The sequence below is a fragment of the Streptomyces sp. CNZ287 genome (assembly GCF_007827615.1).
In genome coordinates this window covers 573,795-595,589 of the sequence record NZ_VISV01000002.1, presented here as the reverse complement: position 1 = coordinate 595,589, position 21,795 = coordinate 573,795, and the positions used below count along the sequence as shown (strand labels likewise).

The window sequence follows — 21,795 nt, the reverse complement described above, 5'->3', positions numbered from 1 at the left end:
GAGGAGGCAGCGATGGGCACGGACCTGCCCGCCACCGCCCATGCCGCGGGCACGGCAGGAATGGCGGCCGAGCGCCTGCTTCGGCTCCTGCGCGACGGCGCCTCCAGGCGCGAGTACGAGGAGCTGCTCGCCGGCGCGCAGGGCGAGGCCGCCGTGGCGCTGCGCCCCCTGGTCGACGACGCGCTGGCGGTGCGCGCGCAGTTGGAGGAGCGCCGCCGGCGCGAGGCGGAGCTGGCCGCGCTGTACGAGACGGCGGGCGACCTGTCCTCGCTGCGCGACCTGGAGGCCGTGCTGCAGGCGATCGTCCGCCGCGTACGCCAGCTCATCGGCACCGACGCCGCCTACCTCATGCTCAACGACGACGACCGCGGCGACACGTACATGCGCGTCACCGACGGCATCCGCACCGATTCCTTCAAGCAGGTGCGGCTCGCGATGGGCGCGGGGCTCGGCGGCCTCGTCGCCAAGACGGGCGTGCCCTACCACACCCCCGACTACCTCAACGACCCGCGCTTCGACCACACCATCGACGACGCCGTGGGCGGCGAAGGGGTCACGGCGATCCAGGGCGTGCCCCTGTCGCTGGGCGACCGGGTCATCGGCGTGCTCTTCGCCGCGAACCGCAGGGCCCGCCCCTTCTCGCAGGCCGAGGTGGCGCTGCTGGTGTCCCTGGCCAACCACGCGGCCATCGCCATCGAGAACGCCACCCTCTTCCAGGACGTGCGCCGCACCGTCGACGAGCTGACCGAGGCCAACGCGGTCATCCAGGCGCACAGCCGGTCCATCGAGCGGGCCGCGGCCCTGCACGAGCGGCTGACCACGATCGTCCTGGACGGCGGCGGCCTCGCGGACGTGGCCGAGACACTCGCAGAAGTGCTCGGCGGCAGCCTCCTGGTGCTCGACCCGCGCGGCCGCACCATGGCGGCGGCCGGCACCGACCCGGTCGTCGAGCAGGCCCGCGCCGAAGGCGCGCTGCCCGACTCCTGTCCGGCGGCGCGCGCCGTACGCGAGGCACGCGTGCTGAGCACCGACGCGCGCAGGACGCGCCGGTTGCCGGCCGCGGACGGCGGCGGTGCCGCCTGCGCCACCCCGGTGGTCGCCGGCGGCGAGGTGCAGGGCGTCCTGCTGCTGCTCTGCCGCCGCATCGGCGCCGACGACGTACGGCTGCTGGAGCGGGCGGCGATGGTCACCGCGCTGCTGCTGCTCGGCGAGCGGACGGTGGCGGAGGCGGAGCACCGGCTGCGTGGCGAGTTCCTCGACGACCTGCTGTCGTCCCCCCACCGCGACCCGGAGGGACTGCACCGCAGGGCCGCCCTGATGGGCATCGCCCACGGCCGTCCGCACACCGTGCTCACCGCCCGCTCCCGGGACGGCGCGTCCCGCCGGCGCATCGCGGACGCCGCGGCGCCCTACGCGGCCCGTCACGGCGGCCTGGCCGGGGAGCACCACGGCGACGTCGTGGTGCTGCTGGACGGCGACACGGACCCGGGGGCGCAGGCCCGTGCCCTCGCGGAGCACCTGCGGCGCACGCTGGACGCGGCGGTGACCGTCGGTGCCGCGGCCGCGGCCGCCGGGCTCGAGGCGATCGTGGAGGCCCACCCGGACGCGGTGCGCTGCCTGGACGTCCTGCTCGCCCTGGACCGCGACGGCGAGGGCGCGTCACCCGACGAACTCGGCGTCTACGGCCTGCTCTTCCACCAGACCGGCCGCGACGAGCTGCGCCGTTTCGTACGCCGGACGCTCGGTCCGGTGCTCGACTACGACGAGCGCCGCAGCGGCGACCTGGCCCGCACCATGACGACCTACTTCGCCTGCGACGCCAACCTCACCCGCACCGCGGCCGCCCTCTACGTCCACGTCAACACCCTCTACCAGCGCATCGACCGCATCACCTCGCTGCTCGGCCCGCAGTGGCGGCACGGGGACCACAGGCTGCAGACACACCTGGCGGTGAAGGTGCACGCCATACTCTCCGCCTCGGCGGAACCCGGCTGAGGCGGCCGCCCGGCTCCCTCACGACAGCAGCCCGCGGTTCCCGTCGCCCCACAGGGCGGTCATGACGATCCCGCTGATCCGCCAGCCGCCGGCGGTGCGTACGAGGTCGAAGCGGTAGGTGCCGCCCAGCGTCCACAGCGAGCCGCCGTACGCCTCCGCCCTGCGGTGCGTCGCCTGGAAGGACGCGGTGCACACGGCCGAGGCGCCGGTGACGGTGACCAGGTGGTTGCCGAGCAGGTGCTGGGTGGTCTCGTACGCGCCGAGCAGCTCCCGCCAGCCGTCGGCGATCTGGCCGGGGGTCATGACGGCCGGCTCGCCGCCGTCGAGGCTGGTGTAGTCGAGGGTGACGTTGTCGGCGAAGACGCCGGCCAGGCGGTCCCCGTCACGTTGGTCGGCGTACCAGGCCATCCGGGTGCAGGTGTCGATGACGTCCAGTCGGTCCATGCAGACGATCATGTCCGCGCCGCGGCGCCGCGGGCCGCCGGACTCGCTGCGCGGGAGGGTGCGCCGTCGCGGATGCCGCGCGAAGCCTACAGCCGGCCGCACTCCTTGGGGGCCGCCCGGGCGAAAATCGTCACTCTGTGGTGATGGGCGGGGCACACTGAGGTACATGCCCGACAGCACCGACCGCGAGCCCCGGCGGGTGACCATCCGCCTTCCCGACCCGGACGACCCGGTCGGCCGCGTCACCGAAACGGACGCCGCGCGGTACGCGATGCGCTATCCGTACATGGTGGTACGCGGCCCGCTGTTCGGCGTCGCCGAGCAGCGCCCCGGGGACGCGCCGCGCTGGCGGCTCTGCTCCGACATGGACTCCGGTATGCCGCAGGACGCCCGCGACGCGCTCAACTCGCGGTTGTGGTTCACCGCCCGGGACAAGGCCGGCGACCGCGAGCAGCGCCGCCGGCTGCTGGACGCGGTGGCGGTGCTGGAGCGGGAGCCGGTCGACGAGGTCAGGGTCGGCGACGTCCGCCACCGCATCGTGCGCGCCGACGAGTTCACCCGTACCGACGGCCGGCGCCCCGAGCCGCCGCGCCCGACGGACCCGGACTCGGACGGCTGGGAGGACGACGGCACCCCCTCGCGCACCGAGGGCTTCGTCATCGACCCCGACGCCGCGACCGGCCCGGCGGCAGCGCTGCTGCGGATGGCGCTGAAGGACTACGCGTACTCGTCCCCCCGCTTTCCCCGCCAGGTGCTCGACGACTCCGCGGCGGCCGTCGTCTCCCACCCGGACGTGGTGATGCTCCCCCCGGCGTTCCGGGTTCTGGAACAGCACGAGACGTCGTGGGAGATGATCGGCAACCAGCACGCCACGCCCCAGCAGGCGCGGCGCCTGCTGGCCGACTTCCTCACCAACGAGCACGGCCTCCCGCCGCCGATGGGCCCGCCCGCGGCGGATGCGGCGGCCTGCCGGCGGGCCGCGAACGCCTACCGCCGGCGCCGCCGGGGCAACGAAGCCGACGTGTGCGGGCGGCGGTTCGTGATCGCGCGGGTGGAGCGGACGATGCGCGTCGGAGCCGACGGTCCTGAGACGCCGCGCCCCTCGGACGTGGACGACTACGGGCCGAGCAGGATCCATCCGACCATGGACGCGGACGGCACCGTCACCCCCGGCTGAAGGCAGGCGGGCGACCGTCCGCACCCGGTCGGCCCAGCGGGACGAACGGCAGGTTCAGGTGCGCCGTGGCGAGCACCGCGCCGCGCTCGCGGGCCCGTTCCAGCAGCAGGCGCCGGGTGCGGTGGGCGAGGCCGGGATCTTCTTCGAAGAAGTACCGTACGGCCGGATCCGCGAGCTGCACCGCGTGGACGAGGACGTCGCCGGCGATGACGATCTGCCGGCGGCCGCCGTCCACGACCACCGACTGGTGCCCGGGGGTGTGTCCCGGCGTCGGTACGAGCGTCACCGCGCCACCGCGGTCGCCGGCCAGCCGGGTGCCGCCGTCGACGACGTGGAGCCGCCCGGCGGCGCGCAGCGGGTCGACGGCGTACCTCACCGCGGAGTCGCCGGGGGCGAGGGCCGCGAGTTCCGCGGCCTGGACGACGTAGCGGGCGCGGGGGAAGGCGGGCCGGCCGTCGGGGGTGACGGACCAGCCGTAGTGGTCCTCGTGAAGGTGGCTGAGGACGACGGCGTCCACGTCCCCGGGCGCGATGCCGGCGGCGGCCAGCCGCCCGGGGAGCAGTCCCGGCACCGGCGCCCAGCTCGCGGCGGGGCTGCCGGCCGCGCCGATCCCGGAGTCGACGAGCACGACCCGGCCGCCGGGCCGCCGTACGGCGAAGCAGCGGAAGTCCAGCTCCCAGGAGTCGCCGGGCCCGAACGCCCGCGGGTCGACGCGCCGCGCGTCCGCCCACGCACCGGCGGAGGCGCCGGGGAAGGCGTCCGTACGGGACAGGGGGAACGTCCCGTGTGCGTCGAGCAGCGCCACCACCTCGAACTGCCCGGCCCGGCACACGGCCACCCCGGCCACCTCCGGCCAGGCGGGCGCCGCTGCGCGGGACCTGTCCGGGCCGTCCGACGCGGGGTCGTCCGACGCGGCATCGGACGCACCGGAACCGGCTGCCGGGCCGCCCGCAGGCACGCGGCGCGACCGGGGCGCGGCGGCGGCCGCCCCGGTCGCCGATGCGGCGACCGCCCCCGCGGCCACCGCCCCCACCCCCCGCAGCATCCGCCGGCGCCCCCACCCGCCCGCGGCGGCCGCTCCTCCCCGCGAGCCCCCCGCCCCGCGGGGCACGTCGCCGGTCGGGTCCCCCGCGCCACCGGCCGCCTCGCCGCCCGGTACGGGCCTTCCCCCACCGGCCCCCGCGTCCGCCCGGGCCCCGGGTCCCGCGCCCCCGTCGTACGTCCGTCCCATCTCCGCTCCCTCCTCCGCCGGCCGCCCCTCGGGCCCTGTGGCGGCAACCCTCCCGCCCATCGCCCGCCCGCGCTTGTAAATTCGTGCGCGATCCCCGCCCCCGTGTGCAAGGCTCAAGCGCATGGCCGTGATCCGGCACCCGCTCCTCACCGCCGACGACCTCTGCGTCGCCGACGTGCGCTGCGACGATCCGCCCGCCGGGTGGACGCCCCTGCGCGCCGCGGACGTCTTCGGGCTCGTCCTCGTACGCGACGGTGTCGTACGGGCGCGGGTGGACGGGGTGGAACAGACGATGGACCCGGCGTCGGTGTACGTCGAACGGCTCGGCAGCGAGCAGCAGTTCGCGCATCCGCGCGGCGCCGACCGGTACACCGAGCTGGTGCCCTCGGAACCGCTGCTCGCCTCGCTGCTGGGCGGCGATCCCGCCGTACCCGAGGGGCTGGTGTTCACCACGCCCGCGATGGCGCTGCGGCACCGCCTGCTGTGCGCGTCCGCGGGCCGCGGCCCCCGGGACGCCTTCGGCGCCGCCGAGTCGGCCGTCGCCCTGACCGCCGCGGCGCTCGCGCAGCTCGACGCGCGCCGGGTGGCGAGCGGCGCTCCGGCAACAGCCGCGGCCCGGCGGCGGCTCGCCGACAGCGCCCGGGAGGCGCTGGCCGCGGACCCGCGGCTCGGGCTGCTCACCCTCGCCGCAGAACTGGGCTGCTCGCCGCACCACCTGAGCCGGGTGTTCCGGGCGGTGACCGGCGCCACGCTGAGCCGCTACCGCAACCGGCTCCGCGCCGCGCGGGCGCTGGAGTGCCTGGCCGCGGGCGAGCGCGATCTCGGCGGCCTCGCGGCCGCACTCGGCTTCGCCGACCAGGCGCACATGACGCATGTCGTACGCGCCGAGTCCGGACTCCCCCCGGGCCGTCTCCGCACCCTCCTCGCACCCGCCGCCCCGCCCCGGAGGGCGTGAACGCCGCGCGCGGCGCCGCCGTCCGCCCCGCGGGTGCCCGCCGGGCCCGCGGTGAGGTGCGGCCGCAAAGGGCAAACCCCTGGTGGTCGCGGCTGATCTATGGGCATGGTCTCGGCATGAACGCAAACCCCACGCCCGAGTTCCCCCGCCACCTCGCCCGCACCCGCAAGTTCACGCTCGGCCTGCCGCACGGCGTGACCGTCTCGCCGGACGGCGAGCGCGTGCTGTTCCTGCGCACCGGGAGCGGCACGGATCCCGTGGCGCGGCTGTGGCTGTACGAGGGGGATGCGGAGCGGGAGTTGGCGGATCCTGGGGGGCTCGTGCCGGGCGGGGCGGACCCCGTGGCGGAGCGGGTCAGGCGGGAGCGGGCGCGGACGCGGACCACGGGGGTGACCTCGTACACCACGGACGCCGCCGTGCGGCTCGCGGTCTTCGCGCTCGGCGGCGAGCTGTGGGCGGTACGAACCGACGGCTCGGCGCCGTTCCGGGTGCCGGCCGCCGGGGCCGCCGTCGACCCGCGCCTCTCCCCCGACGGCACGCACGTCGCGTACGTCACCGGCGGCGCGCTCCACGTCGCCGCGGTCGCGGACGGCGCCGGCCGGCTGCTGGCGGCGCCGGAGGGGCCCGACGTGACGTACGGGCTGCCCGAGCACGTCGCCGCCGAATCGATGCACCGCGACCGCGGCCACTGGTGGGCACCGGACGGCGGCGCGCTGCTCGTCGCGCGCGTGGACGAGTCCGGGGTGCGGCGCTGGCACCTCTCCGACCCCGCGGACCCGGCGGCCGAGCCGCGGACCGTGCGCTACCCCGTCGCCGGCACGGCCAACGCGGACGTCTCGCTGCACGTGGTCACGCTCGACGGCCGCCGTACGGAGGTGCGGTGGGACCGGGCGGCGTACGAGTATCTGGCCACCGTCCGCTGGGACGCCCACGGCCCGCTCCTCGGCGTGCAGAGCCGCGACCAGCGCACCCTGCTCACACTCGCCGCCGACCCGGACACGGGCGCCACCCGCGTGCTCGCCGAGACGCGCGACGCGCACTGGACCCGGCTGGTGCCGGGGACCCCGGCCAGGACCGCGTCCGGCGCGCTGCTCCAGGTCGAGAACGACACCGCCACGGACACGTACCGCCTGCTGCGCGACGGTGAGCCCGTCTCGCCCGCCGGGCTCCAGGTGCGCGCGGTGCTGGGGGTCGCGGGCGAGCGGGTGCTCTTCACGGCCGCAGAGGACCCGGCGGAGCGGCACGTGTGGTCGTACGAACCGGGGCCGGGCTGCGCGCCGCTCACCGAGGAGCAGGGCCACCACACGGCGGCCGCCGGCGGCGGGACGACGGTGCTGGAGAGCGTGACGCCCGCGGGTCCGGCGACGTGGGTGCTGGCCGCGGGCCGCCCGGCCGCGGCGCTGGCCTCCCGCGCCGAGGAGCCGGGGATCCGGCCGCGCCCGCAGCGCCTCGACGGGCCGGAAGGGCTGCGCAGCGACCTGTTCCTGCCGTCGTGGCACAGCCCGGGCGACGGCCCGCTGCCGGTGCTGTGCAACCCGTACGGCGGGCCGGGGCTGCGGCTGGCGGTGCCGGCGCGCGGATGGTGGACGCTGGTCTCGCAGTGGTTCGCGGAGCAGGGCTTCGCGGTGCTGGTCACCGACGGGCGGGCCACGCCCGGGGCGCCGTCGTGGGAGCGGCTGAACACCGGGGACAAGCGGGACAAGGCCGTCGCGGACCAGGTGCGGGGGCTGCAGGCGGCGGCGGCCGGCAATCCGGACCTCGATCTGGACCGGGTCGGCATCCGCGGCTGGTCGTTCGGCGGCTTCCTCGCCGCGGCGGCGGTCCTCACCCGGCCCGACGTCTTCCACGCCGCCATCGCGGGCGCGCCCGTCACCGACGCCCGGCTCTACGACACTCACTACCAGGAGCGCTTCCTCGGCCACCCCGAGAAGTACCCGGAGAACTACGACCGTTCGTCGCTGGTGGGGCTCGGCGACCGGCTGCGCAGGCCCCTGCTGTTCGTCCACGGCCTCGCGGACGACAACGTCGTCGCGGCCCACACCCTGCGGCTGTCCGGCGAGCTGCTGGCCGCGGGCAAGCCGCACAGCGTCCTTCCGGTGCCCGGCGCGTCGCACATGATCTCCGACGACGCGATCGCCGAGAATCTCCTCTGGCTTGAGCTGGAGTTCCTGCGGCGGGAGCTGAACGCCGGCCCTCCGGCATACGTATGAGGGGCCTGAGGCACACGAACAGAACGCCGGGCCCGCCGGCCCAGGGCGGACGACCGGCGCACCAGGAAAGGGCCCCACCATGACGCGATCCCCCCATCCGGCCCGGCTCACCGCCCGCCGCACCGTCGTGGCCGCCGTCGGCGCCGGCGGCCTCACCGCCGCGCTCGCCGCCTGCGGCGACGACTCGGGCGACGGCGGTTCCGGCGACTCCGGCAGCACGGAGGTGCGCCCGCAGGAAGGCGGCAAGGACGACGGCGCGCAGCTCGGCACCACGGACGAGGTGCCCGAGGGCGGCGGCAAGATCTTCAAGGACCGGAAGGTGGTCGTGACGCAGCCGGAGCCGGGCGAGTTCAGGGCGTTCTCGGCGGTCTGCACGCACCAGGGCTGCCTGGTCAGCAGCGTCGAGGACGGCACGATCAACTGCGCGTGCCACGGCAGCAGGTTCGCCCTCGCGGACGGCAGCGTCGCGCAGGGCCCGGCCACGCAGCCGCTGCCGGCTGAGGACGTGCGGGTGGACGGAGACGTCCTGCGCCAGGGCTGACGGCGCACCGGCAGAGGGCAGAACGCAGGGGGCGTACGGGGACGGGCGGCCGCGGGTGGGGCGGCCACCGGTCCCGGGGCCCCGGCTCGCGCCGCCCTGCTCCCGGCGTCCCGCGGGCCGCGCTCAGAGGGCGCGGCCCGCCGCCTGCAGCGCACGTACGGCCTCCCTGATGGACGGCCGGCGGTCGGCGTCGGAGCGCCAGATCGCGTAGATGTGCCGCTGCATCGCGCCGCGTACGGGCAGGATGCGTACGCCCGCGGGCACCGCCCCGCGGCCCAGCCGCGGCGCGACGGCCACGCCGAGCCCGGCGGCGATGAGCGCGAGCTGCGTGTGGTGCTCCTCCGCGGTGTGCGCGATGTGCGGTTCGATGCCCTTGGCGCGCAGGGTGAACACCAGCCAGTCGTGGCAGAACTCGCTCTCCGGCCAGGAGATCCAGTCGTCGGCCGCGAAGTCCTCCAGGACTACGTCCGCGCGGTCCGCGAGGGGGTGCCCCTCCGGGACGGCGACGTCCGCGAGGTCGTCGAGCAGCGGCGCCCGGGAGAGCCCCGGCGGCAGCGGGAGGGGCTTGTTGTACCAGTCCAGGACGACGCCGAGGTCGTGGTCGCCGCGCATGACGCCGGGCACCGTCTCGTCCGGCTCCTGCTCCCGCAGCCGTACGCGCAGCTCGGGATGGTCGCGGCGCAGCGCCGCCAGCGCGGCGGGGAACAGCCCGCGGGCGGCGGTCGGAAAGGCCGCGAGCCCCAGCTCCCCGACGGGCCGCCCGCGGTGCGCCTCCAGCTCGGACTGCGCCGCCTCGACCTGCGACAGGATCCGGGTGGCGTGCTCGGCGAGCAGCCGGCCCGCGTCGGTGAGGCGGATGCCGCGGCCGTTCTTGGCGAGCAACTGCTGCCCGGTCTCCCGCTCCAGCTTGGCGAGTTGCTGGGAGACGGCGGAGGTGGTGATGTGCAGCCCTCCGGCCGCCGCGCTCACGGAGCCGTGCCGGGCGACGGCGGCCAGGGTGCGCAGGCGTTCCAGGTTCAACATGTAAGTGATGCTACGAGACAGGGGCCATAAAGTCTCGCTTGTGCTACGAGGAACGCGTGGCGCACCGTAGCTCCATGACCACGGCACAGGCAGCAGCCACCGACACGGCAGCCGGCACGGCCCGGGCGCCGCGGCGCGCGTTCCTCGACTGGCGCGTCCGCTTCGCCGCCCTGTCGGTCGTCTGGGGCTTCAGCTTCCTGCTCATCAAGGTCGGCACCGACGGCTTCGCCCCGCTGCAAGTGACGCTCGGCCGGATGGCCTTCGGCTCCGCCGTCCTCGTCGCCGCGCTCGCGATACGCCGGGAGCCGCTGCCGCGCGGCGCCCGTACGTGGGGCCACATCGCGGTGGCCGCGTTCTTCATCAACGCGCTGCCCTTCTCGCTCTTCGCCTACGCCGAGCTGCACATCAGCTCCTCGCTCGCCGGGATCTGCAACGCCACCTCGCCGCTGTGGGCGATGCTGCTCGCCCTCCTCGCGCTGCGGGAGGACCGGCCGACGCGCCGCCGGGTCGCGGGGCTCGCGCTCGGGTTCGCCGGGGTGCTGACCGTCCTCGGCGCGTGGCGGGGGTTCACCGGCCAGGACCCCCTGGGCACCGTGCTCGCGCTGCTCGCCGCCGCCTGCTACGCCGTGGGCTGGATCTACGTCCGCCGCACGCTCGCCGGCCTCGGGCACTCCCACCTGTCGGTCGCGGGCACGCAACTGCTTCTCGGCACCGCCCAGTTGGCCGTGGCCACCGTGCTCTTCACCTCGGTGCCGACCGCGCTCCCGGCCGGACCGCTGCTGGCGGTCGTGACGCTGGGGGTGCTGGGCACGGGGCTGGCGGTGCTCGTGCAGCACGGGCTGGTGGCGGACGTGGGGCCGACGACGGCGCACACGGTCACGTATGTCATCCCCGTCATCGCCACCGCCGCGGGGGTGGCGCTGCTCGGCGAGGAGCTGACGTGGAACACGCCGGTGGGCGCGGCGGTGGTGCTGGCGGGCGCGGCGCTCTCGCGCAGCCGCCCGCGGGAGGAGCGGAGGTAGCGGCCTGCGCGTTCTCCGTACGGGCGTTGCGTACGCCCGCCGGACGGGCGGCCGTACTCCCCTCAGACCCACCGCCGTCCGGGCCCGGGCCGAACCGCCTCCGCCACCGCATCCGCCAGCGGCTCCACGTCCTCGCCCGCCAGCGGCGAGACGGTCAGCCGGATCCCGGGCGGCGAGGCGAGGCGGAAGCGGGCCCCGGGTGCCGCCGCCCAGCCGGAGCGCAGGAGCTGGGTGACCGCGGAGGTCTCGTCGGGGACGGGCAGCCACACGTTCATGCCGCTGCGCCCGGTGGCCTCGACCCCGCGCCCCCGCAGCGCCGCCAGCAGTGCCTCGCGCCGCTCGCCGTACGAGCGGGCGACCGCCGCCGGGTCGAGGACCCCGCTGCTGCGCAGGTGGACGACCGTGTCCTGGAGCAGCCGGCTGACCCAGCCGGGGCCGAGGCGCTGGCGGCCCTCGACGCGGTCCACGGTCACCCGGTCCCCGGTGAGCACCGCGAGCCGCAGGTCGGGGCCGTACGCCTTGGCGGCGGAGCGCACCGCGAGCCAGTGCCGCGCGGCGCCGGCCAGCGGCTGGAACGGCAGGTCGACGATCGCGTGCCCGTGGTCGTCCTCGACGAGCAGCACGTCCGGGTGCCGGGCGAGGACGGCGCGCAGTTCGTCGGCGCGCGCCGGGGTGAGCGCGGCGCCGGTCGGGTTCTGGGCGCGGGAGGTCACGACGAGGGCGCGCGAGCCGGAGGCCAGCGCCGCCGCGGCACGCTCCGGCAGGGGCCCTTCGTCGTCCAGCTCGACCGGCACCGGCCGCAGGCCGAGCGCGGGCACGAGGTCGAGCAGGCTGCCCCAGGCGGGGTCCTCGACCGCGACGGCGTCGCCGGGGCGCAGGTGGGCGGCGAGCGCGCGCTCGATCGCATCGAGCGAGCCGGAGGTGACGGCGACGGGTCCCGGCGGGACACCGTCGGCGTCGAAGTCGGCGCGGGCCAGGCGGGCCAGCTCGGGGGCGACGCCCTCGTCGCCGTAGAGCACGGGGGCCGCGGCGTGCCGGGCGGCCGCGGCGGCGAGGGCGCCGGCGAGCGGGGGCAGCAGGGCGGGATCGGGGTTGCCGGTGGACAGGTCGCGGGCGCCGGGCGGCACCGCGACGCTGATCTGCTCGCGGGGCGAGGTGGCGGGGCGGGCGCGCACGCGGGTGCCGCGCCGCCCCGCGGTCTCGACGACGCCGCGCTCGCGCAGCATGCGGTACGCGGCGGCCACCGTGTTCGGGTTGACCGCCAGCTCCGCCGCCAGCGCACGCAGCGGCGGCAGCGGGGCGCCGGGCTGCAGCGCACCGGCGCCGATGCCGCGCTCGATGCTGGCGGAGATCTCTGCTGCGCCCCGGCCTTCGATCCGATACTCTCCTAGCACAAAGAATATATTGCACTAGTGCAATGAGGATCGCAACTCGACACCGCCGCCGCGCAGCCGGCGGCACGTACCACCGAGCACCGCCGAGCAGAGAGGGAGCCGCCCGTGTCCGCCACGCCCCCCGCCGCCTACCGCCCCACCGACCGCACCGTGCCGACGCGCTCCCGCGAGCGCGCGTCGTACGACCGCGCAGTGGTGCACTCCGTGCTCGACGCCGGCTACGTCTGCCACCTCGGCTTCCTCCGCGAGGGCCGCCCCGTCGTCCTGCCCACGCTTTACGCGCGCGTCGGCGAGCAGGTGTACGTGCACGGCTCCACCGGCTCCCGCCCGCTGCGCACCGCCGGGCGGGCCGAGGACGCCGGGCTGCCGGTGTGCCTGACGGTCACGCACGTGGACGGACTGGTGCTGGCCCGCTCCGCGTTCCACCACTCGATCAACTACCGCTCCGCGATGCTGCACGGCGACGCGTACGCCGTGACCGACCACGACGAGCGGACCATGGCCCTCGACGCGATCGTCGACCACATCGTCCCCGGCCGGGCCGACGACTCCCGGCGCGCGAACGCCAAGGAGCTGGCCAAGACGGCGGTGCTCCGGCTCGCCATCGAGGAGGTGTCGGTGAAGACGCGCACCGGGGGCCCCGAGGACGAGCCGGAGGACCTGGAACTGCCGTACTGGACGGGAGTGGTGCCGGTCGCGCCCGTGTACGGCGCGCCCGTACCGGCCGCCGACCTCGCCCCGGGCGTCGAGCCGCCGGGCTATCTGCCCGCGGACTGACCGGGCGGCGGCGCGTCGGCGGCGGATGCCGCGGGCGCGCCGCCGGACGGCTCCTCGCCGCCCTCGCGCGGCCGCGGTACGTTCCCGGCGACCGGCTCGCCGCGCTCGCCGGGACCCGGCGCGGGCGCCGCCAGTTGCGCCGTGAACGCGCCGATCAGCACCAGCGCGCCGCCCACGATCTGCGCCGCGCCCAGGTGCTCCGACAGCAGCACCCACGCCAGCACCGACGCGACGACCGCCTCCAGACACGCGACGACCCCCGCCACCGGCGGCGAGAGCCGGCGCACCGCGAGGACGCCGAACAGATACGCCAGCACGGTCGTGACCAGGACGATCCAGACGATCAGCGTCCAGGCAGGCGGCCGCATGCCGCCGAGTTCCGCGCGCTCGCCGAGCAGCGACCACTCCAGGTTCCAGGGCCGGGAGACGAGGGTGAGCACGACGGCGCCGACGATCAGCCCGTACGCGATGACGCCCAGCGGGTTCGGCGCCTTGCCGTCGGCGGAGTCGGTGCCGTGTCCGGCGAGGACGAAGTACGCGCACTGGCAGCAGGCCGCGCCGAAGGCGAGGAGCAGCCCGAGCGCGTCGAAGCCGAGGCCGGCCCAGACCTCGACGACGCAGGCCAGCCCGGTGACCGCGAACAGCACCCCGACCGCGGCCTGCCGGGTGACCGGCCGCCGCTGGACGAACCGCACCCAGCCCAGCACCAGCGCGGGACCGAAGAACTCGATGAGCAGCCCCACCCCGACCGGGATCCGGGCGATCGCCGCGAAGTAGAACGCCTGCACGCCGGCGACCGCGAGCACGCCGAACCCGGCGAGCAGCGCGGGGCGCTCCCGTACCAGCGCGCGGTGCCGCCAGGCGAGCGGAAGCAGCACCAGCGCGGCCCCCGCGATACGCAGCCACACCACGTGCAGCGAGTCCACGCCCTGCTCGATGAGCGGCTTCGCCGCCACCCCGGAACCGCCGAACGCGAGCGCGGAGGCCAGCGCGAGCCCGAGCCCGGCGCGCCTGTCGAATGACTGCTGCATGCGGGCGATTATGTCAGCGGCCGTACATGAGTGTCATCCTTTGTTGCTACTGACATGAGGCGCGCGGGCGCAGAGCGCGCATCCCGCCCTCCGCCCGCGGGCATCCACTCGGTGGAACCGATCGCTCCCCGCACGGGTCCAACGACCGACACCCCACGATCTGGTCACTCCGAGCAGCCAGGGGGAAGACATGAGACGACAGCCCGGCCGCGCCCGCACCCGCATCGCCCTCGCCGCCCTCGCGGCGGCGGGGCTGCTGGCCGCAGGCTGCGGCGCGAGTTCCGGCGGAGCAGCCGGCAACACGGACAACGCGGGCGACTCCAAGCCCCTGCCGGCGCAGAGCGCCGACGGGAACGACAGCGCGCGGAACGGGGACGGGGCGGAGCAGGACGCGCCCGCGAAGGACGCCGCAGAACCGGAGAAGGCAGCCGGCACGGAGGCGGACGGCAAGACGGACGAGGACGCGGCCGTGGAGCCGCTGAAGGCGGAGCCGAAGACGGAACCGAAGACGGCGGCCGACGATTCGGCGGCGGCTCCTTGGTGCCGTACGGGCGACCTGGCGGCCTCCGTACGGCCGCTCAACTCGGCGGCGGGCAACCGCTACGCGGCGCTCGTCCTCACCAACGACTCGGACACCACCTGCCGCACCCGCGGCTGGACCGGCCTGCAACTCGTCAGGGCCGACGGCACGAAGGTTCCGACCACGGTGGTACGGGACCGCAGCCGCACACCGTCGATGCAGACACTCGCACCCGGCGCCTCGGCGTGGAGCCGGCTGCACTGGACCGTGGTGGCCAGCGGCTCGGACAACGTGAACGGCGCCTGCCGCCCGAAGCCGGCGGAGCTGCAGGTCATCCCGCCGGATACGTACCACCACACGGACACCGCGTGGCCGCTGGGCGAGGTCTGCGACGCGGGCCGCATCGAGTCCCTGCCGCTGGCGAAGGGAGCGGGCCCGGCGCGCTGACGGCTCTGCGCGCGGCCGAGCCGCGGCGCCCGCCCGGTCCGGCCGGCCGGGCGCCGGGGCTCAGCTCTCCTCGGCGAGGATCAGGTAGAGCTTCTTCCGGGCGTCGTTGACGACGGCCAGCGCCTCCTGGCGCTGCTCGGGCGTGCCAGTGGTGTACACCTGCCGAAACGCCTCGGCAAGCGCGAAGCCCGACTGCCGGACCTCCTGCAGCGCCTCCCAGTCGACCCCGCGCCCGGCGTCCTCCCAGGGCGCCTCGGGCCCGGACTCGGCCTCCTCGCGGCCGGCGTCGGTGAGCGAGAACAGCTTCTTCCCGCCCTCGGTGGCGCTGACGATCAGCCCCTCGTCCTCCAGCAGTTGCAGCGTCGGATAGACCGACCCTGGGCTGGGTTTCCAGGCCCCGCCACTGCGCTCGGAGATCTCCTGGATCATCTCGTACCCGTGCATGTCCCGGTCCTTGAGCAACGCCAGGATCGAAGCCCGCACATCCCCCCGCCGAGCCCGCCCCCGCGGCCCCCCACGCCCCCGCCCGAAGGGCGGCCCGAACGGCGGCCCGAACCCCCCGAAGGCCGAACGCCGCCCGCCACGCGGGCCGTATCCGTGTCCATGCCCTCCCATGGTCATCACCTCTTCCGGATTCCTTCTACGATCGATTGCGACACGTCAACGATATATCGCTACTACTCGCAAGGCAAGCCGCCACCGGCCCGGCTCATCGCGCACACGGCACCTGCGTCGGACTGCACCCGCCCACTCGTCGAGGGCCCGCATGAAGAGGGGACCGAAGGGCTCGAAGCCGGGAAAGGTCCCGGCTTCGCCCTGCGTCCAGGGATGTCGACCCCTGTCACGGTCAGCTCACCCCGGACACACCGAACCCCCGGGGGCCGGTCGCTCCCCGGGGGTCTGCTGCTGCCGTTACGGGACTGCTCGGCGTCAGCGGATGTTGACGTCGATGCAGGCGTAGAAGGCGTTTGCCGTGTCGTACACGTTCCACACGGCCAGGACCTTCTGACGGCCGGTGATGTTGCCGAAGTTGACCGTGTGGCTGAACTGCGAGGGCGGCTGCGCGCCGCCGTCGTTGAACTCCGCGACCTTCTGGCCGCCGACGAAGTACTGCCACGTGCTCGTGCGGTGGTTGGCGGTGATCTGCCAGTTGAACGACTGGGTCCTGTTGATGTCGGTGACCGCCCAGCCCTTGCTGTCGTCGTTGAGCTCGGCGAAGCGGCTGTTGCCGCCGTGACAGCTCGTCAGGCCCTTGGGGCCCTCGACGCTCTGCGGCTCCCACTGGATCTGGCCGCACGAGACCGTGCCCGCTTTGCACTGCTGCTGCCGGCTCGGGGGCGAGGTGATCCAGCCGTGTGCGCTCGCCTGCGGGGCCGGGAGGGCGAGCACGACCAGCGGGGTCACGGTCGCGGCGACGATCGCTGCACGCTTTTTGAGACTGCGCATCTTGTCTCTCCCTGCATGGGGGGCATTGGTCTAGACTTTATCCATTGTCAGACCACCGTCAAGACCGTGGAGCAGGGAGAATTGGCCGCCGGCACCGGCCCACCGGGCCGGAGCCGTTCATTCCGTAGGCAGCCACCCCACCTTCCCCGCCAGCAGCGCGTACCCCACGAACGCCACGATGTCGATGAAGGCGTGCGCCGCCACCAGCGGCCCGACCCGCCCCCACCGCCGGTACAGCAGGACGAACAGCACGCCCATCACCGCGTTGCCGATGAAGCCGCCGATCCCCTGGTACAGGTGGTACGTGCCGCGCAGCAGCGAGCTGGCCGCCAGCGACGCCTTCGGGGTCCAGCCCAGCTGGTCCAGCCGGCGCAGCAGATAGCCGACGACGATGACCTCCTCCACCACGGAGTTCTGCACCGCGGAGAGGATCAGGACCGGGATCTTCCACCAGACGTCCGGCAGCGACTCCGGTACGACGGTCAGGTTGAACCCCGCCGCCCGCGCGCCCAGGTAGAACGCCAGTCCCGTACCGCCGACCACCGCCGCCACGGCCGCGCCCCAGCCCAGGTCGAAGCCCGGCCGCCGGCCGTCGAGGCCCACCGCGCCCAGCCCGCCCGCGCGCTCGCGCACCAGCAGGTACGCCACGAGCGCCACCGGCACCAGCGCGGTCGTGATCCCGAAGAGCTGCCACGCGAGATCCAGCCACGGACGCCCAGGCGCGGCCGAGGAGTTGAGGTTGGCGGACTGTTCCTTCAGCCCGCCGGACCTGGTCACCGAGCCGATGAAGCTGATCAGGGCCGAGACCGCGCTCGCGCCCAGGGACAGCGCCAGCACCAGCAGCGTTTCGCTGCTCAGCATCCGGCGGGACTGGTCCTGCACTCGCTCCTCCAATTGGTCAATCCCTCCCCATGGGACCCACCGTGTCGCTAGGGTCACGCAAAAACACATGACCAATATGCGGCTGTCCGGGGGGACGACCATGGGACGACACAGCTTGCCCGATGCGTACGGAACGGACGAAGCCGTGCTGCGGCGCAGCGTACGGGGCCGCACGGTGGTCATCGCGACCGCCCTCGTCCTGGCGATCGGGGCCGGAGCGGTGGTCGCCGTGCAGACCGGGCTGCTGCCGCAGGACGACCCGTGCGCGGGTGCGGACCTCGAACTCGCCGTCGTCGCCTCGCCCGACATCGCCCCCGTCGTCCGCAGGACCGCACAGCGGGCCCGCGCCACGGGGGTGAAGACGGACGGCCGCTGCCTGGACGTCGAGGTGAGCGCGCGGCCCGCCGCCGAGGTCGCGCAGGCGCTACGCGGCAAGGACACCCGGCCCGGCTTCCAGGTCTGGATACCCGACTCCAGCATCTGGACGGGCATGGTCACCGCAGGCGGCGGGGGCGCGAGCATCGACGAGGTGACCCGGCTGGCCAGCTCACCCGTCGGGATGGCGACCCTCCAGGACGGCGCCCGCAAACTGGGCTGGCCGGAGAAGACGTACGGCTGGGCCGAGCTGACGGACGCCGCGCTGGGCGACGGCGCCGGCCTGCGCCTCGGCACCGCGGACCCGGCGGTGAGCGCCACCGGCGCGCTCGCGCTGACGGCGATGCACCGGGCCGGCGGCAAGGACGCGGACACCCGTACCGCCGCGACCGCCAAGCTGCTCTCCGAGCGCGTCGAGCCCGGCGACGCGGCGGTGCTGGCGTCCCTCCCGGACTCCGGTCTGGACGACCCGAAGGACAACGACGCGCTCTTCCTCTCCGAGCAGGCCGCCTTCCGCCACAACGCGGGCGCGAGCACCGGCGGGCGGCTCGACATGTTCTACCCGGAGGGCGGCACGGTCGCGCTCGACTACCCGTACACGATCGTCGACAACGACGCCATGGCGATGGACCGGGTCCGCGCCGCCAGCCGCTTCCAGCGGCTCCTCACCGATGGCAAGACCACCGACCAGCTGCGCCGCCAGGGCTTCCGCGCCCCCGACGGCCGCCTCGACGCGGACCTGGCGATGGCCGCAGGCGGCGCCGCCCCGCAGCCCTTCGACGCCCCGCCCGCCGAAGCGCCGGCCCCCGACGAGGTCGCCTCGGTCCTCGGCATGTGGACGGTCACGGTGCAGAGCGCCCGGCTGACGACGGTCGTCGACGTCTCCGGCTCGATGGGCGAGCTGGTCCCGGGCGAGGCCGGGCAGACCAGGATGGACGTCACGAAGAACGCACTCATCCAGGCGCTCTCCCAGTTCACCGGCGAGGACGAGATCGGCCTGTGGCGGTTCTCCACCCGGCTCGAAGGCGAGCAGGACTACGAGGAGGTCACCGGCACCACGCGGCTGGCCCAGCGCACCGACGACGGCGCCAGCCACCGCGAGCTTCTCGCGAGCGCCTTCGGCAGCCTCCAGCCGGTGCCGGACGGCGCGACGGGCCTGTACGACACGGCGCTTGCGGCGTACGAGCGGCAGGTCAAGGAGTACGCGCCGGGCCGCTTCAACGCGGTCGTACTGCTCACCGACGGCACCAACGAGGACCCGGGCAGCATCTCCGCGGCGGATCTCGCCGCGCGGCTGCGGAAGACCGCGGACCCGGAGCGGCCGGTGGGCCTGATCGCGATCGGCATCGGCCCGGACGCGGACATCGAGGCGTGCGGGCGGATCGCGGAAGCCGTCGGGGGCGAGTCGTACCGGGTGACGGACCCGAAGGAGATCCACGCGGTGCTGCTGCGGGCGGTGACGGACGCCGGCGCGAAGGCGGCGCTGTCCTGAGCCGTGCGGGCCGGGGGGGATGACCCGTACGGACCGGGGCGCAGCACCCATGGCCGGGGCGCAGGCCGTACGCGCCGAAGCGCCGGCCCTGCGCGCCCGGCCCGCCGCCTCCGCGACCCGGCCCCGCGTCAGTCCGCCGGCCAGCGGTGCACCGGCTCCTCCGTACGCGTCAGCTCCACGTAGCGCCGCGTCATCTCCGCGAGCGCCGCCCCCCGGTCCAGCCCGCGCCCCAGCGCCCGGTGGAACGCCGCCGCCTGCCACGACGCCCCGTTGACCCGGCGCCGGCAGCGCTCCTCGATGACCCCGAGGTAGCGGTCCCGGTCGGCCGGGTCGACGCCCCAGGCGTCGAGCCCGGAGGCGGCCATCGGCAGCAGTTCGTCCCGTACGAGCTTGGCCACCGGCACCCGCGCGACCCCGCCGAGCCGCCGCCTGCCCGGCCACACGAGCGTGGCGTCGATCCCGTCCCGGCAGGCGGCGGCGAAGTTGGCCGCCGCGCCGTCGAAGGGCAGCCGGCCCCAGACGGGCCGCTGCTCGTCGGCGAGGGTGCGCACGAGGCCGTAATAGAACGCCGCGTTGGCGACGACGTCGGTGACGGTCGGCCCCGCGGGCAGCACCCGGTTTTCGACCCGCAGGTGCGGGACGCCGCCGGCGAGGTCGTACACGGGCCGGTTCCAGCGGTAGACGGTGCCGTTGTGGAGCACCAGTTCCGACAGCTCCGGCACCCCGCCCTCGTCCAGGACGCGCAGTGGGTCCTCCGCGGAGCAGAGCGGCAGCAGCGAGGGGAAGTAGCGGAGGTTCTCCTCGAACAGCTCCAGCGGCTCGGTGATCCAGCGCTCGCCGAACCAGACGCGCGGGCGCACGCCCTGCGCGCGGTACTCCGGCGGCCGGGTGTCGGTGGCCTGGAGGAAGAGTTCGGGCCGCGACTCGCTCAGCAGCTCCCGGCCGAAGACGAACGGCGCGTTGGCGCCGAGCGCGACCTGCACGGCCGCCGCCGCCTGCGAGGCGTTCCAGACGTCCGCGAACCGGCTGGGGGTGACCTGGAGATGCATCTGGACGGAGGTGCACGCGGCCTCGGAGGCGATGGAGCCGGTGGTGTACGTCAGCTCCTCCACCCCGCGCAGGTCGAGGTGGATCTCCTCGCCGCGGGCCGCGAGGATCTGCTCGTTGAGCCGGTGGAAGCGGTCGACCTCGGAGAGGTTGCCGGAGACCAGGTCGGCGGCGGTCAGCGTCGGCAGGATGCCGATCATCACGATCCCGGCGCCCACCTCGCGCGCCTGCCGGTCCGCGTACCACAGCCCGGTCCGCAGCTCCTCCGCGAGCTGGTCGAGCACCCGGCCGGCGAGCCGGTGGGGCGCGATATTGACTTCCAGGTTGAACTGGGCCAGCTCGGTCTGGAAGTCGGGGCTCGCGATGCGCTCCAGCACTTCCGTGTTCATCATCTGCGGCATGCCGTCCGCACCGACGAGATTCAACTCGATCTCCAGCCCCATCAGGTTCTGCGGGCGGTCGAATCTCTTCTCCTCCAGCAGTCGCTCCAGCCCCACGAGACACTCGCGGAGCCGCTGCCGATAGCGGCGGCGGTCGGACAGGTCGAACCCGCCGGCCACGACCTTCTCGCCCATCGAGGTTCCTCCTCGGCTCGGCTGCCCGGGATGATGCCCAGACGCGGGTACCCTGACGCCCGCAGCCGCCGTGTCGTCGGCTACGCTGACCGCCCCGCCGGACGGCGTCGTTCCGACCGCACACCGCCGGGCGCGCGCGCCACCGCCCGCCGATCGGCCGCAATCCCCGGCGAGATCCGGCCGACCCCGGGTGCCGGCCGTTACCGCGCCCGCCAGGTGATTCTCGCTGATGTTCCGGAAAGACCAGCGGATATGCGACCGAGAATCCTCTTGCGGAATTCACCCGGACGGCTAGGCGGAAGGACTCCTACCGGGAGTCGTATAAAATTCGCGAACGAGGCAGAGAGTTGGCGCCCCCTTACACGGATGCGGTCCCCTCTGACCCCGCTAGCAGACAGCGCCGTCCGCATCTTGCCCCCTGCTCTGCTCCACGTCTGTCGAAAGTAGGCGACCCCTATGCCGCTCAGCGTCCTTACGCCCCCCTCCCCGGCTCTGCGCAGCGTCAACGCCGCGCTGAAGTCCCCGACGGCGGTGCGCGGGACCCGTGCGCTCGCGCCGGTGTCCGGGAGCCCGGCGGACGCGACGGACGCGCTGCCCGTCCACGTCCTGGCGGGGGTCGGCGCCGCGGACGGCACACCGCGCGCGGCGCTCACCGGCTGGCGGTTCCACCTCGCGGCCGAGGGCCGCGTCGTCGCCGCCGCGGAGGCGCGGATCACCCCGGACGGCTGGGCGTTCTCGCACTTCTCCGAGGGCCCGTACGTCGCCTCCACCCAACGTGCCCTGCGCCAGGCCGAGTCACTGCCCGCCCTGCTGCAGCCGCGGCTGCTGTCCGTACCCGAGCTGTACATGGTGACGCTCTGGCTGCGCGCCGACGTCACCGCGCCGGCCGAGTCGGGCACGGTCGACCCGGCGGATCTGCTGGTGCCGCTGGCGCCCGCGCCGCCCGGCATCCGGGCCCACCGCGCGCACCGCGCCGGCGATCTGCTGCCCGCGCTGCGCGACCGGCTGGCGGGCGTGCGGCTGCTCGGCTCCTCCGCCTGATCACGGCGAGGTCACGGTCTGATCACCGCTGTGGACTAGTCCACTCCCCGCCGGTGCACCCCCCGAAAGGATGGTCCGGCACCGAGCAACCGCCCGCGAGGGTGATGCGTCTTCTGCCCCGGAGACCACCTGCCGGTAAATCCCTGCGAATTGACGCGCGCGGGGGAACA

The 21,795-nt window shown here is 75.0% G+C and carries 19 protein-coding genes; 10 read left to right on the top strand and 9 right to left on the bottom strand.

Annotated features, from left to right (window positions below; all coding sequences use genetic code 11):
• Window positions 1-12: 12 nt before the first annotated feature.
• Window positions 13-1,995 carry a GAF domain-containing protein gene (locus FB457_RS06775; RefSeq protein WP_145781308.1) on the top strand — a complete coding sequence of 661 codons (1,983 nt, stop codon included), beginning with the start codon at window positions 13-15 and terminating at the stop codon, window positions 1,993-1,995.
• A gap of 18 nt (window positions 1,996-2,013) precedes the next feature.
• Here the strand turns inward: FB457_RS06775 and FB457_RS06770 are convergent, their stop codons facing one another.
• Window positions 2,014-2,439, bottom strand: a complete 426-nt coding sequence (locus FB457_RS06770) for a nuclear transport factor 2 family protein (protein ID WP_047019706.1) — start codon at window positions 2,437-2,439, stop codon at window positions 2,014-2,016.
• A gap of 166 nt (window positions 2,440-2,605) precedes the next feature.
• On the opposite strand from FB457_RS06770, the gene FB457_RS06765 reads away from it, so the two are divergent.
• A complete protein-coding gene (locus FB457_RS06765) occupies window positions 2,606-3,616 on the top strand; it encodes a DUF5954 family protein (RefSeq protein ID WP_145781158.1) in 1,011 nt (336 codons plus the stop codon).
• Here FB457_RS06765 and FB457_RS06760 read toward each other — a convergent pair.
• The gene (locus FB457_RS06760; RefSeq protein ID WP_486588939.1) at window positions 3,603-4,454 is read right to left on the bottom strand and encodes an MBL fold metallo-hydrolase; all 852 of its coding nucleotides are present in this window, start codon (window positions 4,452-4,454) and stop codon (window positions 3,603-3,605) included. The genes FB457_RS06765 and FB457_RS06760 overlap by 14 nt on opposite strands.
• A 514-nt stretch (window positions 4,455-4,968) precedes the next feature.
• Between FB457_RS06760 and FB457_RS06755 the strand changes: the two genes are divergently transcribed.
• From FB457_RS06755 to FB457_RS06745, 3 genes are all read left to right on the top strand, one after another.
• The gene (locus FB457_RS06755) at window positions 4,969-5,802 is read left to right on the top strand and encodes a helix-turn-helix domain-containing protein (RefSeq protein WP_047014412.1); all 834 of its coding nucleotides are present in this window, start codon (window positions 4,969-4,971) and stop codon (window positions 5,800-5,802) included.
• Window positions 5,803-5,918: 116 nt separating this feature from the next.
• Window positions 5,919-8,012 (top strand): S9 family peptidase, encoded by a 2,094-nt coding sequence (locus FB457_RS06750; protein ID WP_047014413.1) that lies wholly within the window; start codon window positions 5,919-5,921, stop codon window positions 8,010-8,012.
• Between the two features lie 79 nt (window positions 8,013-8,091).
• The gene (locus FB457_RS06745) at window positions 8,092-8,553 is read left to right on the top strand and encodes a Rieske (2Fe-2S) protein (protein WP_047014414.1); all 462 of its coding nucleotides are present in this window, start codon (window positions 8,092-8,094) and stop codon (window positions 8,551-8,553) included.
• Window positions 8,554-8,676: 123 nt separating this feature from the next.
• Here the strand turns inward: FB457_RS06745 and FB457_RS06740 are convergent, their stop codons facing one another.
• The gene (locus tag FB457_RS06740; RefSeq protein ID WP_047014415.1) at window positions 8,677-9,576 is read right to left on the bottom strand and encodes a LysR family transcriptional regulator; all 900 of its coding nucleotides are present in this window, start codon (window positions 9,574-9,576) and stop codon (window positions 8,677-8,679) included.
• Between the two features lie 74 nt (window positions 9,577-9,650).
• On the opposite strand from FB457_RS06740, the gene FB457_RS06735 reads away from it, so the two are divergent.
• Complete coding sequence (locus FB457_RS06735; protein ID WP_047014416.1) at window positions 9,651-10,598, top strand: DMT family transporter; 948 nt, start codon at window positions 9,651-9,653, stop codon at window positions 10,596-10,598.
• A gap of 62 nt (window positions 10,599-10,660) precedes the next feature.
• Here the strand turns inward: FB457_RS06735 and FB457_RS06730 are convergent, their stop codons facing one another.
• Complete coding sequence (locus FB457_RS06730; protein WP_047014417.1) at window positions 10,661-11,992, bottom strand: aminotransferase class I/II-fold pyridoxal phosphate-dependent enzyme; 1,332 nt, start codon at window positions 11,990-11,992, stop codon at window positions 10,661-10,663.
• Between the two features lie 105 nt (window positions 11,993-12,097).
• Between FB457_RS06730 and FB457_RS06725 the strand changes: the two genes are divergently transcribed.
• Complete coding sequence (locus FB457_RS06725) at window positions 12,098-12,769, top strand: pyridoxamine 5'-phosphate oxidase family protein (protein WP_047014418.1); 672 nt, start codon at window positions 12,098-12,100, stop codon at window positions 12,767-12,769.
• On the opposite strand, the gene FB457_RS06720 is transcribed toward FB457_RS06725, so the two are convergent.
• A complete protein-coding gene (locus tag FB457_RS06720) occupies window positions 12,751-13,800 on the bottom strand; it encodes an EamA family transporter (protein ID WP_047014419.1) in 1,050 nt (349 codons plus the stop codon). The two genes, FB457_RS06725 and FB457_RS06720, sit on opposite strands and share 19 nt — an antisense overlap.
• Before the next feature lie 190 nt (window positions 13,801-13,990).
• On the opposite strand from FB457_RS06720, the gene FB457_RS06715 reads away from it, so the two are divergent.
• On the top strand, window positions 13,991-14,767 hold the full coding sequence (locus FB457_RS06715; protein WP_145781156.1) for a DUF4232 domain-containing protein: 777 nt from the start codon (window positions 13,991-13,993) through the stop codon (window positions 14,765-14,767).
• A 60-nt stretch (window positions 14,768-14,827) separates the two neighbouring features.
• Here the strand turns inward: FB457_RS06715 and FB457_RS06710 are convergent, their stop codons facing one another.
• From FB457_RS06710 to FB457_RS06700, 3 genes are all read right to left on the bottom strand, one after another.
• Window positions 14,828-15,388, bottom strand: a complete 561-nt coding sequence (locus tag FB457_RS06710) for a PadR family transcriptional regulator (RefSeq protein WP_078898595.1) — start codon at window positions 15,386-15,388, stop codon at window positions 14,828-14,830.
• A gap of 309 nt (window positions 15,389-15,697) precedes the next feature.
• A complete protein-coding gene (locus FB457_RS06705; RefSeq protein WP_047014422.1) occupies window positions 15,698-16,213 on the bottom strand; it encodes a lytic polysaccharide monooxygenase auxiliary activity family 9 protein in 516 nt (171 codons plus the stop codon).
• A 117-nt stretch (window positions 16,214-16,330) separates the two neighbouring features.
• Complete coding sequence (locus tag FB457_RS06700) at window positions 16,331-17,074, bottom strand: CPBP family intramembrane glutamic endopeptidase (protein ID WP_047019708.1); 744 nt, start codon at window positions 17,072-17,074, stop codon at window positions 16,331-16,333.
• A gap of 121 nt (window positions 17,075-17,195) precedes the next feature.
• Between FB457_RS06700 and FB457_RS06695 the strand changes: the two genes are divergently transcribed.
• A complete protein-coding gene (locus FB457_RS06695) occupies window positions 17,196-18,962 on the top strand; it encodes a substrate-binding domain-containing protein (RefSeq protein ID WP_253911116.1) in 1,767 nt (588 codons plus the stop codon).
• Window positions 18,963-19,090: 128 nt separating this feature from the next.
• Here the strand turns inward: FB457_RS06695 and FB457_RS06690 are convergent, their stop codons facing one another.
• Entirely contained in the window at window positions 19,091-20,584 is a 1,494-nt protein-coding gene (locus FB457_RS06690; RefSeq protein ID WP_047014424.1) for a glutamate-cysteine ligase family protein, read from the bottom strand.
• Window positions 20,585-21,040: 456 nt separating this feature from the next.
• On the opposite strand from FB457_RS06690, the gene FB457_RS06685 reads away from it, so the two are divergent.
• Window positions 21,041-21,625, top strand: a complete 585-nt coding sequence (locus FB457_RS06685; protein WP_047014425.1) for a hypothetical protein — start codon at window positions 21,041-21,043, stop codon at window positions 21,623-21,625.
• Window positions 21,626-21,795: the final 170 nt, after the last annotated feature.

What these genes read in the sequence shown, in the direction of transcription:
- FB457_RS06770 (WP_047019706.1), bottom strand. Translation starts at nt 2,439, where the DNA reads ATGGACCGACTGGACGTCATCGACACCTGCACCCGGATGGCCTGGTAC.
- FB457_RS06705 (WP_047014422.1), bottom strand. Translation starts at nt 16,213, where the DNA reads ATGCGCAGTCTCAAAAAGCGTGCAGCGATCGTCGCCGCGACCGTGACC.
- FB457_RS06735 (WP_047014416.1), top strand. Translation starts at nt 9,651, where the DNA reads ATGACCACGGCACAGGCAGCAGCCACCGACACGGCAGCCGGCACGGCC.
- FB457_RS06695 (WP_253911116.1), top strand. Translation starts at nt 17,196, where the DNA reads ATGGGACGACACAGCTTGCCCGATGCGTACGGAACGGACGAAGCCGTG.
- FB457_RS06710 (WP_078898595.1), bottom strand. Translation starts at nt 15,388, where the DNA reads ATGACCATGGGAGGGCATGGACACGGATACGGCCCGCGTGGCGGGCGG.
- FB457_RS06720 (WP_047014419.1), bottom strand. Translation starts at nt 13,800, where the DNA reads ATGCAGCAGTCATTCGACAGGCGCGCCGGGCTCGGGCTCGCGCTGGCC.
- FB457_RS06700 (WP_047019708.1), bottom strand. Translation starts at nt 17,074, where the DNA reads ATGCTGAGCAGCGAAACGCTGCTGGTGCTGGCGCTGTCCCTGGGCGCG.
- FB457_RS06690 (WP_047014424.1), bottom strand. Translation starts at nt 20,584, where the DNA reads ATGGGCGAGAAGGTCGTGGCCGGCGGGTTCGACCTGTCCGACCGCCGC.
- FB457_RS06740 (WP_047014415.1), bottom strand. Translation starts at nt 9,576, where the DNA reads ATGTTGAACCTGGAACGCCTGCGCACCCTGGCCGCCGTCGCCCGGCAC.
- FB457_RS06755 (WP_047014412.1), top strand. Translation starts at nt 4,969, where the DNA reads ATGGCCGTGATCCGGCACCCGCTCCTCACCGCCGACGACCTCTGCGTC.
- FB457_RS06745 (WP_047014414.1), top strand. Translation starts at nt 8,092, where the DNA reads ATGACGCGATCCCCCCATCCGGCCCGGCTCACCGCCCGCCGCACCGTC.
- FB457_RS06775 (WP_145781308.1), top strand. Translation starts at nt 13, where the DNA reads ATGGGCACGGACCTGCCCGCCACCGCCCATGCCGCGGGCACGGCAGGA.
- FB457_RS06750 (WP_047014413.1), top strand. Translation starts at nt 5,919, where the DNA reads ATGAACGCAAACCCCACGCCCGAGTTCCCCCGCCACCTCGCCCGCACC.
- FB457_RS06715 (WP_145781156.1), top strand. Translation starts at nt 13,991, where the DNA reads ATGAGACGACAGCCCGGCCGCGCCCGCACCCGCATCGCCCTCGCCGCC.
- FB457_RS06765 (WP_145781158.1), top strand. Translation starts at nt 2,606, where the DNA reads ATGCCCGACAGCACCGACCGCGAGCCCCGGCGGGTGACCATCCGCCTT.
- FB457_RS06685 (WP_047014425.1), top strand. Translation starts at nt 21,041, where the DNA reads ATGCCGCTCAGCGTCCTTACGCCCCCCTCCCCGGCTCTGCGCAGCGTC.